Consider the following 11887-nt stretch of genomic DNA (forward strand, 5'->3'; position numbering starts at 1 on the left):
TGGGAAGATTAAACAGTCAGAATAATGATCATTTGATCGCTATAAAGTCATTAATAGTGAATTGCTTCTCCCGCAACACACCAGCACGCCCTCCCAGGTGTCAGTCTTCCATCGCGATTGCTTACATTCAGGAATAAAGAGACGATGCATCCCTCGATCACCCGACGTCACATGCTAAAGCTCGCAGCAGGAACAGCGGCTGCGGCCACACTGCAATCCCTGTCTGCATTCGCGCAGGCCTCGCCCGGCTCTCTCTCCTCTCGCCGCCCCTCAGTGCAGGACCGCAAGTTCCACAGCCCAGCCGTCGAAACCTATCTCTCGAACATGCGACCCAGAATAGGCGATCCAGAGCTGGCTTGGCTATTCGAGAACTGTTATCCAAACACGCTGGATACCACGGTCGAGATGGGCACCTTCGAGGGCAAACCAGACACCGCAGTCATCACTGGAGATATTCCTGCGATGTGGCTGCGCGACTCCTCCGCCCAGGTATGGCCCTACTTAGAACTTGCGTCGAAGGACCCTGCACTGCGCCGCATGTTCGAAGGCATCATCCGTCGCCAGGCCCGATGCATCCTCATCGATCCCTATGCCAACGCCTTTATGGCGGACCTCGATGCGCCGGCGCTCGAGTGGAGCAGAACCGACGCGACCGAGATCAAGCGCGGCGTAGGCGAACGCAAGTGGGAGCTTGACTCACTATGCTACCCAATCCGCCTGGCCTACGGATATTGGCGAGCAACCGGAGATACCGCTCCCTTCGATCAAACCTGGCGTGCCGCGATGAAGCTTGCAGTGGAGACCATGCGTGTCCAGCAACGCAAAGACGGACCCGGCCCATACCACTTTCAACGAACCTCCAAGACCCCAACCGAGACGCTTCCCGGAGACGGCTACGGCAATCCTGTGCGTCCGGTAGGCCTCATCGCCTCAGGCTTTCGACCATCGGATGACGCCTGTATCTTTCCCTTCCTCGTACCTTCCAATCTCTTCGCGGTCACGGCCCTCGGTCACCTCTCCAAGATGGCCCACGAGATCCTGCACGACGACGCCCTGGCCAATGACGCATCCGCCCTTGCGGCAGAAGTCTCCAGCGCCCTGCACCAGTACGCCATCGCACCCACCCCCGAAGGAACAATCTGGGCCTACGAGGTCGATGGATTCGGCAGCCAGTTGCTGATGGACGACGCCAACGTCCCAAGCCTGCTCGGCCTGCCCTATCTGGAGAGCTCGCCCGATGCCACGTTGTACGCGCGGACTCGCAGCTTTGTCTGGAGCGACCGCAATCCCTGGTTCTTCAAGGGAAGCGCAGCCGAAGGAATCGGCGGACCACACGAAGGCAAAGACATGATCTGGCCCATGGCGATCACCGTCTATGCCCTCACCAGCCGCTCTCAAGTCGAAATCGCCCGTTCGCTCTCTATGCTGAAACGCACCAGCGCGGGCTCCGGCTTCATGCACGAAAGCTTCAACCGAAACGACGCAACCAAGTTCACCAGAAGCTGGTTCGCCTGGGCAAACTCTTTATTCGGTGAACTCATCGCAACCGTGGCAGAAAAGCATCCAACCTTGCTCAGCCACACCTAGCGAGCGCCACGTATGCGACACCCGAGACGGCCAGCCCACACGTAAATAAATTCACACACGTGTGTCCCATTCATGCAGCCTCATCGCGCGCGTGCGCCTTGGCAGCTACGCGCGAACCTTCGCATAATTCCAGCGTTATAACTCCTTCCATCTCGGTTAGGATGGTTCACACGTGCAGCACCGGGCCTCTGCAAAAATTCATCCCAACCCCGAGGGCACCATGAAACGCATCCGCCTCGCCCACGCACTCCTGCCCGCACTTCTTCTTTCCGCTACTCTCGCCCTCGCCTCCGACTGGCATCATGGCAAGCTCATGGACACCGAGAAGCAGGAAGTCCCCACCGGCAGCACCACCACCTACAACACCGACGCCAAAGCCAGAAACGGCAACTACTCCCAGAACACCACCGCCCACTCCACCGACGACACCGACACCTACCAGGTCTTCACCATCCAGACCCACACCAAGACCTACATCGTCCGCGAAAAACTCAACTTCCCCTGGTCTAAACCCGCAAACATTACGCTCGGCGAAGACGTAAAGTTTATGGTTCAAGGCAACAAGATGACCATCCTCGACGACGACCAGAAGCAACACAAAGCCTCCATCGTCAAGGCCAGCGTCACTCAAGCTCCATAGGCCAGAGCTCAGGCTCAAATTCAGATGCCATTCATTCACCCTCACCGCATGAATGGGCATCCGAGCGAAGCCCAAACCTACCCACAAGCACCACGCTCCCAACCCCTCCTCCGACGCATCTAATCGAAAGGAGGGTCAACCCGTGCGCCACACCCCACATCTCGCGCTCCTCACCTTAGCCTTCGCCATCTGTGGCCAGAGCATCTCCGCGCAGAACATCCAGACCCCACCCGCCCAGACTCAGACCCTGCCACAGCCCCAACCCCGCAGTCCCGGTGGTGACGTCGGCAGCGGAGCCGGCGACATCGGCAAAGACACCGCCAAAGGAGCCGGAGCTGCAGGCAAGGGCGTCGGCAAAGGCGCCGGCGATCTCGTCACCCTCCACCCTGTAGACGCCGCCGGGAACGTCGGCAAAGGCGCAGGCGTCGCCGGAAAAGACGTTGGCGTCGGAGCTGCCAAAGGCACCGGAAAAATCGCCAAGGGCACAGGTCGAGGCATCGGCAAAATATTCCACCACGGCAATCACGATGAGACGCCGCCACCCTCACCCAACCCATAGAACTAACGCCGGAGAAGAACTCCTCGGCAAGAGCGCCGATACTCTCATCGAGTGCGTAACTGCACGCAGCAATCCTCTACTTCTTCATCCGCCACGCGAGAATGTTGTTCTTCACCGCGCTCCCACTCATATTGTCGGTTCCAAGAACCACTTCGAAGTGCGGAACGCTCCCATCGGTGCGCTGTATCTGCTTCAAGAAGGGCAATAGCTGGGAGTCGTCCGATACAAAATCCAGGGCGCACTCGGTGCCTGCAATCGTCGTGCCCTCAAGGATAAGAACGTCTCCGTTTCCGCTCAAATTAGGCAGATAAGCAACAACTCCGTAGACGTGGTGCTGCTTGTCGGCTCGCATGGACTCCCACTGTCGCGGCTCACTTCCCTCGGGCATGCGGTTAATCACTGTCGTCGTCTCGTGCACACGATCATAAGAGAAGACAAAGTTCATATCATGCTCGAACAGCTGGACCCACGGATTCGCCTCCGGCGCTCCGCTAAGAATGATGTTGCCCTGTTTCAAATCATTAGGCCTTAGGTCGCGCGTATAGCGCACGTCGAGCTTGCTTCCCTTCAACTGCGAAAGTCGTGAGAAGTACTGCATCATCTCGACGTCGATCATCGACGTATACCGTCCGCGAGCCACCTGCAGAGCTTCTTTTTCAAGAGGTGTTGCTGTCGCTGGAATCGTGGTCCTGTAGTCACCGCTCAGATACTCCGACAGGCCAACATCTCGCTTCATCAATCCCTGCCAGACCACCAGATTGCTGTCGGCCAGAACGATCGTGGTTCGCTGTCCTGCTGCGAACATCTGGCTCCAGAAAGGATGACCAGCCGTGCGGCTCGACTTGATCCTGTTGAGAACACCCGTATCCTTCAGCAATAGTGCCAAAACCGCAATCGCAAGGATGGCCACCAGGCTCCATGCCACCACAACGTTTCCTGAACGTTTTCTTTCAACCTGGCGCGGCTCTTCGGGCGAGACAACCGGATCTGCAATCGGCGCTGGTGTCGAAGCAGCAACCACGGTCTCTTTTGTAAGTCGCGGTTCGAAGAAAGGGACGTACCCTCCCCTGGGAATCACGATCCTGATCGGCTCCTCGACTCCCTCGCCATCAAAATAGAGATCGAGTCTCTGCCGCAGACGACTCACCTGTGCCCGCACGATCCCATCGTTCGCGGAATCATAGTCTCGCGACTTGCCGAACACAGCCTCGCCAATATTCTGTTCACTCAGTTCATCCGCTCTGCCATCCAGGGCAACATCGCAGATATAAAGAAGCAGGCTCGAAAGCCGTTCGGTCTTCGAAAAGGGAGAGGACGCGACAACACGACCGACCAGCTCGCGACGAGAATCGGTCGCCAAGGCCCCTGAGTGAGTCGCCTCTTTATCGACGAAGATCATGCTTCAACCATGCAGGCTTCTAGTTAAGCAGGATCATGTAAACCTCGCGTAAACATGGTTGAAACAGCCTATTCACTGTATCGGATACATCCGAACCCAACGCAACGTTCGCATATTCAAGCTGTTACGTCCTGTATCGCATGCGTTGCAGTGATTTGTCGCGCTGTTGCAGTGATTTGCTTTGGTGGCTGCGAAGTCGCGGTGCTATTCCTATGCGAGCTGACGGAAGACACAGCAAGCAGAGTTCATTCCTCGTCAGACGCGGAGCCGACAGCTACCAGATAGACCGATTCGATCCATCTGAGATTTCTCATCAACCATGTTTTAGGAGACGCCGACGTGATCCGCAATCTTTGCATCCAGCTTCTCATCTTGTTCGCAGCCCTCCCCGTTGCTTCGTTTGCACAGGCCAATGCCGTAGACGCTGCAGTCAATGGCTACGTCATGGATCCCTCGAAGAGCGCAATCTCGGGTGCCCACAATACACTCACCAACGTCAGCACCGGCATCTCGCAAGAGGTGACGACCGACGAGAAGGGCTACTATCGCTTTCCGCTCGTGCCGGTAGGAGTCTATCGCTTGGTCACGGTCGCCGATGGATTCCAGACAAACACGCTGCAAGGCATCGTCCTCAGCGTCGGCCAGGAAGCCCGGGTGGACGTTCCTCTGGTAGTCGGGAGCGCCTCGCAGACAGTCGAGGTCGAAGCCAGCTCCGACATACTCGACACCGGCACTTCAACCGTAGGAGCAGTACTCGACCGCAAGGAGATCGAGAACCTGCCGATCCTCTCGCGTCAGGCATACAACTTCCTCCTGCTCTCTCCCGGCGTCATCGGCATGCCGACCAGCACCTTCTCCACAACTCAGTTCACCTTTGGCGGAACAGAGCGCTCGCAGTGGAACCTCGACGGCCTCGACGACACCCAGCACGGCGGCAACAGGCAGATTCGCCTCATCATCGTCACCCCGGAGGCGATCGCCCAAACGCAGACTCTAGCCAACGGATACTCGGCCGAGTTCGGCAGAGCCGCCGGAGGTCAGGTCAACGTGATCCTGAAGTCCGGCACCAATCAGTTTCATGGCTCGGCATTAGGGCAGTGGCGTCCAACCGATCTCCAGGCGATCCCCACCCTCGCCGTCGCACAGCCCAACCGAAGCTGGAGCGATGAGGCCTTCACCCTCGGCGGACCCATCGTCAAAGACAGACTCTTCTTCTTCGGACAGTTCGAGAACAATCCCTACACCCTCCCCAACGCCATCACCATCACTCCTGCCAACGCCGCTGCGCTTGGACTACCAACCAACGAAATCGGCACCGCCCCCTTTGGCGAGACCTATCGCACTCTGGTCGGCAAGGTGGACTACACCCTGAACTCCAAAAACAGCGGTTACGTCCGCTATGCGCGCTTCACCAACCATCAGCCCAATAACGACAGTGGCCTCAGCATCGTAGACCGCGGCTCCCGCTACACCGACCACCAAAACGGCGGCGGCGTCCAGCTAGCCACCGTCATCTCCAGCAAGCTCCTCAACGAGCTGCGCTTCGGCACCATTCAGCGCGATACCGGAGACTTCCCGGTCGTCAACAGCTCGCCCGCGGGAAGCGTTCTGATCAATATCAGCAGCGTCGCCGACATCGGCTTCAGCCCGCTCACTACCACCACGACAACCGAACGCAGCACCAGCGTGCTCGACAACCTCACCTGGACGCACGGACGCCAGACCATGAAGTTCGGCGCAGAGTACGATCACGAGCTCTTTGCAAATCTCTCCGCGACCGCACCTACCTTTACCTTCAGCGGACTCCCCGTCGCGGCGAACGGACGCCCTGCCGTCAGCGCTCTCAACCAGTACCTCGATACCGTCGCTGGCGACGTGGACTCAGGAACCGGACTGCCTTACACGTACACAAACCTCACTGCCTACAGCGGCAATCCCGAGATCCGCATCGCCTTCAACTTCATGAACGCCTTCGCGCAGGATGAGATTCGCATCACCCCCGATCTGAACATCAACGTCGGCGCTCGCTACGAGGTCATCCTCTTCCCAACCTTCGACGCGCTCGCCCCCTATCCACTCTCGCGCAGCGTACCCAACGACTACAGCGACATCGCGCCTCGTCTCGGCCTCACCTGGTCTCCCTTCGGCAGCCATAAGACGACAGTTCACGCAGCCTACGGTATGTACTACGACGTACCCGGCCTGGGAACCTTCTACAACGCCGCGCAGGTCAACGGACATCGCTTGCTCAACTATCTCGTCACCGGCACCACACCTGGATCGCCGACCTTCCCCAACGTACCGCAGTTCAGCGGCGGCGCCTTCCAGGTTCCTCCCAGCATCACCGCCTTCGACCAGAACTTCCACAACACCTATCAGCAGCAGGCCAACGTGCAGATCGAGCGAGAGCTTGGCGCAAACTTCCTCCTCACCATCGGCTACCAGTTCGCTGGTCTGCGCCACGGTCTCTACTACGCGGACACCAACCTTACCGAGACCGGCCAGACACTGGCAGACGGACGTCCCATCTTCGCCGGCACCGCCAATCGTCCGAACCCGAACTTCGGCGCCATCAACCTCATCCACTCCGGATCGACCTCCAGCTTCAACGGTGGATTCCTCACCCTGCAGAAGAGGATCTCGAACGGTCTCGAGTTCACCGTCAACTACATGTACTCCCACGCTCTCGACGACAACATCGGAGAAGGCGGAAGCATCAGCGATCCCACCAACCTCCGTCGCGACTACGGCAACGCCGACAGCGACATCCGCCACAACCTCGTCCTCCAGGGACTGTATCAGCCGAAGTTGAGCGCATCGTCTCTGCACTGGCTCAACGGCTTCGAACTCTCAACGATCACCTATCTGAACTCCGGCTTCCCCATCAACGTCACCGCCGGCACCGATCTCAACAACGATGGAGTCCTCAACGATCGGCCTCTCTTCGAAGCCCGCAACAGCGTCTACGGCCGGGGATTCTCTCAGGTCAGCGCCCAGGTCAAACGCTACTTCGACATCGGAGATCGCGTTCATCTAGCCGCATTCATCGGAGCTGAAAACCTGCTGAACACCAACAACCTGAACTGCAACACCACCACAGGCTGCACCGGCGCCGTCATCAGCACCGCAAACTCCAGCGACCTCTTTCGAGAGACAGCCGCCGGAACCTCACGCAACGTACAGATAGGTGCAAGCGTGAAGTTCTAGCGCATCGCGGAGGCCGGTGCATCATCGCGTCGGCCTCCGCACTTCAGATCATCGCATCCGTTCTGACCCACTCGAAGGAGGCACCAGCACCCCATGTACCTGCGTCGCTTATTGGCTTTTTTTCTCGCTGTCACGGCCCTCGCTCCTCACAGTTTTGCGGAAGTCTCTCCAGTAAAGAAGCCACTTCCGCTGCACGCCGCCATCCAGGACAAGAACTTCTATCTTCTATCGCTCTTCCAGACGAACTCCGTGGTTCGCAAAGCACTAGCCTCCGACAAAATCCTCAGCCAGATCAACACGACACGGCAGCAACATCTCAAGTCGGCAACGCAGACATGCCAGCAGTCTCTGGACTGCGTGCTTCAACCTCTCATCTGGACCGATGAAGAGATCAAGACCGTCTCCTCCGCACTCACTCGGATCTATCAAACCAACGCACACATCAGAAAAATTATTGATAGCGAGTTACAGTCCAGCGGCACCTATGTGCTCTACCAACAGCAGGGCGATCAAGACCTGCTCGCGAACGCCTGGACGCTCTGCGCTCACGGAATCAACGAAGTGCTCGAAGTCTACGGAGAGGGAACTCGCCCGCGCTACCCGAAGATCGACTCCATCTCTTTCGATGTGCATTCATCCGACTTCCAGCAGCGCATCGCCACACTCGTAGCGCAGACCTCAGAGGCAAAGCCACAACTCTTCTTCGAGCCCTCTCTCAAAACTGCCCTTCAACTGCTCGCTCTGAACCATCGCGACGAAGCCGCTCGCTTTGAAGCGATGGAGGAGACCGTCAACAAAACCGCTCTCACTTCCATCCCATCGACTCATTGGGACAACTTTCCGTTCTCCGTCATCGTCGTCCCTGGCGAAGGACCGGAAGATCCAAACGTCGCCCTCGCCGAGATCGGCCGCAAGCGAACTGCATTAGCGGCGCAGGCGTATCACGACGGCAAGGCTCCCTTCATCCTCGTCTCCGGTGGATACGTACATCCGTCTCAGACCCATTTCGCAGAAGCTATCGAGATGAAGAAGGCGCTCTTGAACGACTACCACGTGCCGGAAGAGGCGATCCTCGTAGATCCTCACGCACGCCACACCACGACGAACATGCGCAACGCCGCGCGCGAGATCTACCGATACAACATGCCGATGAGCAAGCCGGCGCTCGTCGTCAGCGATCCCGCGCAAACCACATACATCCAGAGCCAGATATTAGCGGAGCGTTGCCGAAAAGAACTAGGCTATCTTCCATACCAGATCGTCACCCGCCCCTCAGACACCAGCCTCGTCTTCTTACCGGCAATCGACTCCCTGCAGCAAAACCCATTGGACCCACTCGACCCATAGAGTTACAAAGGATTACTACAACCAGAGACCGTAAGATAAGCAAGCTGAAGTAGACTTCTTGTGAAATGTGCTTCACACAAGGAGAGACCCTTGCTTGACGACATCAAAGTTCACGTAAAGTTCAAGCTCTCAGGATTGTGGTGCTCCGTTATGTTCTGTTACATCTACGGAGATTATTTCGAACTTTATCAGCCTGGAAAATTGCAGGGAATGCTATCCGACAGGACTGCATTAGGCGCGGCAACCCAGACTACGCTGCTTGGCATGGCCGCAGTCATGGCGATACCAAGTCTCATGGTCTTTCTTTCACTGCTTCTGCCTGCGACATCAAGTCGGTGGCTGAATATCGTCTTTGGAGCCCTGTACTCGGTGATCATGGTTTTGGCCATACAGGGAAGCTGGCACTTCTATGTGTTCTTCGGCTTGATAGAGATTGCTCTAACGCTCGCGATTGTTTGGCATGCCTGGACCTGGCCGAAACGATCAGCTCCGTAGCGTTTGCGTCCCACATCAACATCTCCGAAGCCGCTTACTAAAACAGGGAAGAGGCAACATCGTCGCCTCACAACAACATTCACTACACGCACTACACCTCAGCCAACCCAACCATCCCCGCGGCCGTCACAGAGAACACGCAGACTCCAGCGCCACTCTCACCCAATGCCCACCCTCTACCCAGGCCGCTACACCACCCAGATCGAAGGCCCCTTCGTCGTCTTCCTCATCGGCCTGCGCATCAACCGTCTTCTCGCCGTCAACAAGTGGCTCCCCGTCGCCAAAGCCATGGGCCCCATGCTCAGCGAGCTCTACGCCAACCCTCAGCTCGGCCTCCTCTCCGCCTACTCCTCCGTCTACTGGCGCGGAGTCATGGTCACCCAGTACTGGCGCAGCTTCGACCACCTCGTCCACTACGCCCAGTCCCGCGACTCCGTCCATCTCCCCGCATGGAAGGCCTTCAACCAGAGCGTCGGCAGCGACGGAACCGTAGGCATCTGGCACGAGAGCTATCAGGTCGCCAACGGCAAGTACGAGACCGTCTACGCCAACATGCCTCGCTGGGGACTAGCCCTCGCCGGCACCCACGAACCCGCCACCGGACATCTCCGCGACGCAACGTCTCGCATGAAACCTGATGCCCCGCCAGCCGCGGACCCCAGCTAGCTCCTCTCTCAAGCAGACAAGCAGAAGCGCGCGCGAAGTCATCGCACCGGAAGCCCCTTCCTCGCGCAATCAACCTGCGCCGCAAAGTCCAGACGCGTTGTAACCCTTTCTAATCTCTACTACTCCAACAGTTGCGTAAATCTTGTGATGTGCCTCACGTGTGATTGCTTAAATCACGCGAACGGCCTCTCTCGGTCTGCGCAAGGTTCAACCAAGGAGCTTCACATGTTGAAGGTTAATCGCACTCTCGCCATGCTCGCCGTCGGAGCTGGTCTGGCCTCACCCCTACTCGCACAGTCCACCGGCGCTGTCTTCGTCATGACCAACGCCGCGGACAAAAACCAGGTCATCGCCTTTGATCGCGCCGCCAACGGTACCCTCACCGAACAGACGGCCTACGACACCGACGGACGCGGCAGCGGAGGCACCACCGACCCGCTGGAATCGCAAGGCTCCCTCACCCTCAGCCAGGACCACTCTCTCCTCTTCGCCGTCAACGCCGGCAGCGGTAACGTCTCCGTCTTCAGCGTCCACAAATCCAACCTCACCTTCCTCAACAAGACACCTTCAGGCGGCGCCCAACCCTCTGCTATCGCTGAAAACGCAGGTCTCGTCTACGTCCTCAACAGCGGCGGAGCAGGCAGCGTCGTAGGCTTCCATCTCGACTTCGGCGGCCAGCTCAAACAGATCAAAGACTCCACCCAGTTCCTCACCGGCACCACCACCGGCGGAGCCTCACTCTCCTTCAGCCCCGATGGTAAGTTCCTCCTCGTCACCGAGCGTGTCGCCAACAACATCGACGCCTTCCACATCGAGTCCGACGGCACCCTCTCTCCCATCATCGTCAACGCCAACCCCGCCCCCGGCACCTTCACCGTAAACTTCGCTCCCCTCGGATTCGCCATCGTCTCTGAGACCGGGCCTGCTACCGCTAGCAACGGCTCTGCCATCTCCTCCTATCAGGTCAAAGCCAACGGCACCCTCACTCCCATCACCCACAGCCTCCCTACCTTCGCCGCCGGCAACTGCTGGAACGCCATCACTCCTGACGGAACCAAGGTCTACGTCTCCAACTCTGGCAGCGATAACATCTCCGGCTTCAACATCGAAAAGAACGGATCACTCACCCCCATCGGCGGTACCGTCGTCGGCAACAATCCCACCGGCAGCCACAACGTCGACATCGCCATCACCGCCAACGGAAAGTTCCTCTACACCATCAACTCGCAGTCCGGAAACATCGGTGTCTTCGCCATCAACCAGGACGGCTCCCTCACCAGCCTCGGCCAGGCCGGTAACCTGCCGAAGTCGGTGGGCTTCAACGGCATCGCCGCCCTCTAACCTCATGTAAGGAACCAGACTACAGCACCCGACGTAAGCCACAAGTTGGCGGCGAATCACCACCTAAAGACACACAAGGCGCCACGAAGATCCATGTAGAAACCACTCTCTTCGCCAGCCGTCGCCGCCAACCAACCCCAAAAACCTGTCAACCCCCAATAGCCTGCAACTCCATCAAAACAAGCCAGATCGCCGTGACGTATGAGTTATCTCCCATTTGCTAGACTTTAAATAGATAGAAAAATCAGCCATAGTCTCCCCATTCGACTAATCCTGATTTGCTAACTCCTTTTGATGGAAATATTTAGCTATAAACCCTTTCAATGGAATATTTTGGAGGTGTATAGACAAGATAAGCAGTTGCAAAAGAATAATTTACAAGACATATGTGGGGGGGGGAGGGGTACCCTCCAAGTCTCACAAAATTGCAATCCCTGAAGATCCCGAGACTACGATGTTGCCATGGACATTCCCCTGGCTCTCAATCCGAAGTCCACGCTGCCGCTCTACCGCCAGCTATACGACAGCCTGAGAGCCGGAATTGTAGAGGGCCGCTTCGCAACAGGCACGCGTCTTCCCGCCTCTCGCACCCTCGCCATATCGGCAGGCGTCTCCCGCATCACCGTAACCGAGTGCTACGAACGCC

General features: G+C 57.8%; 10 protein-coding genes. 9 read left to right on the top strand and 1 reads right to left on the bottom strand.

The features are described from left to right. Positions 1-144 precede the first annotated feature (144 nt). The 3 genes from GSQ82_RS16245 (at position 145) to GSQ82_RS16255 (ending at position 2786) form a co-directional block, all read left to right on the top strand. A complete protein-coding gene (locus tag GSQ82_RS16245; protein ID WP_158793236.1) occupies positions 145-1587 on the top strand; it encodes a glycoside hydrolase family 125 protein in 1443 nt (480 codons plus the stop codon). A 220-nt stretch (positions 1588-1807) separates the two neighbouring features. Further along, a complete protein-coding gene (locus tag GSQ82_RS16250) occupies positions 1808-2227 on the top strand; it encodes a hypothetical protein (RefSeq protein ID WP_158793237.1) in 420 nt (139 codons plus the stop codon). 142 nt (positions 2228-2369) lie between these two features. Further along, the gene (locus GSQ82_RS16255) at positions 2370-2786 is read left to right on the top strand and encodes a hypothetical protein (protein WP_158793238.1); all 417 of its coding nucleotides are present in this window, start codon (positions 2370-2372) and stop codon (positions 2784-2786) included. A 76-nt stretch (positions 2787-2862) separates the two neighbouring features. On the opposite strand, the gene GSQ82_RS16260 is transcribed toward GSQ82_RS16255, so the two are convergent. Further along, positions 2863-4146 (bottom strand): hypothetical protein, encoded by a 1284-nt coding sequence (locus tag GSQ82_RS16260; RefSeq protein ID WP_254061685.1) that lies wholly within the window; start codon positions 4144-4146, stop codon positions 2863-2865. A 378-nt stretch (positions 4147-4524) separates the two neighbouring features. Here GSQ82_RS16260 and GSQ82_RS16265 point away from each other — a divergent pair, with 378 nt between their 5' ends. From GSQ82_RS16265 to GSQ82_RS16290, 6 genes are all read left to right on the top strand, one after another. Beyond that, a complete protein-coding gene (locus tag GSQ82_RS16265) occupies positions 4525-7392 on the top strand; it encodes a TonB-dependent receptor (RefSeq protein WP_158793240.1) in 2868 nt (955 codons plus the stop codon). A gap of 93 nt (positions 7393-7485) precedes the next feature. Further along, entirely contained in the window at positions 7486-8739 is a 1254-nt protein-coding gene (locus GSQ82_RS16270) for a YdcF family protein (protein ID WP_158793241.1), read from the top strand. A gap of 90 nt (positions 8740-8829) precedes the next feature. After that, the gene (locus GSQ82_RS16275; RefSeq protein WP_158793242.1) at positions 8830-9234 is read left to right on the top strand and encodes a DUF6326 family protein; all 405 of its coding nucleotides are present in this window, start codon (positions 8830-8832) and stop codon (positions 9232-9234) included. Between the two features lie 165 nt (positions 9235-9399). Then, positions 9400-9900, top strand: coding sequence for a DUF4188 domain-containing protein (locus tag GSQ82_RS16280; RefSeq protein ID WP_158793243.1), 501 nt, complete (start codon positions 9400-9402; stop codon positions 9898-9900). A 225-nt stretch (positions 9901-10125) separates the two neighbouring features. Next, on the top strand, positions 10126-11241 hold the full coding sequence (locus GSQ82_RS16285; protein WP_158793244.1) for a beta-propeller fold lactonase family protein: 1116 nt from the start codon (positions 10126-10128) through the stop codon (positions 11239-11241). Positions 11242-11703: 462 nt separating this feature from the next. Then, the coding region (locus GSQ82_RS16290) for a GntR family transcriptional regulator (protein WP_158793245.1) at positions 11704-11887 on the top strand (184 nt) is incomplete at its 3' end.

Origin of the sequence: Granulicella sp. L60 (genome assembly GCF_009765825.1) — a bacterium.
Classification (GTDB): domain Bacteria; phylum Acidobacteriota; class Terriglobia; order Terriglobales; family Acidobacteriaceae; genus Edaphobacter.

Excerpts from the sequence above, each read along its gene's own strand:
- GSQ82_RS16245 (WP_158793236.1), top strand. The coding sequence starts at position 145 with ATGCATCCCTCGATCACCCGACGTCACATGCTAAAGCTCGCAGCAGGA.
- GSQ82_RS16250 (WP_158793237.1), top strand. The coding sequence starts at position 1,808 with ATGAAACGCATCCGCCTCGCCCACGCACTCCTGCCCGCACTTCTTCTT.
- GSQ82_RS16270 (WP_158793241.1), top strand. The coding sequence starts at position 7,486 with ATGTACCTGCGTCGCTTATTGGCTTTTTTTCTCGCTGTCACGGCCCTC.
- GSQ82_RS16280 (WP_158793243.1), top strand. The coding sequence starts at position 9,400 with ATGCCCACCCTCTACCCAGGCCGCTACACCACCCAGATCGAAGGCCCC.
- GSQ82_RS16285 (WP_158793244.1), top strand. The coding sequence starts at position 10,126 with ATGTTGAAGGTTAATCGCACTCTCGCCATGCTCGCCGTCGGAGCTGGT.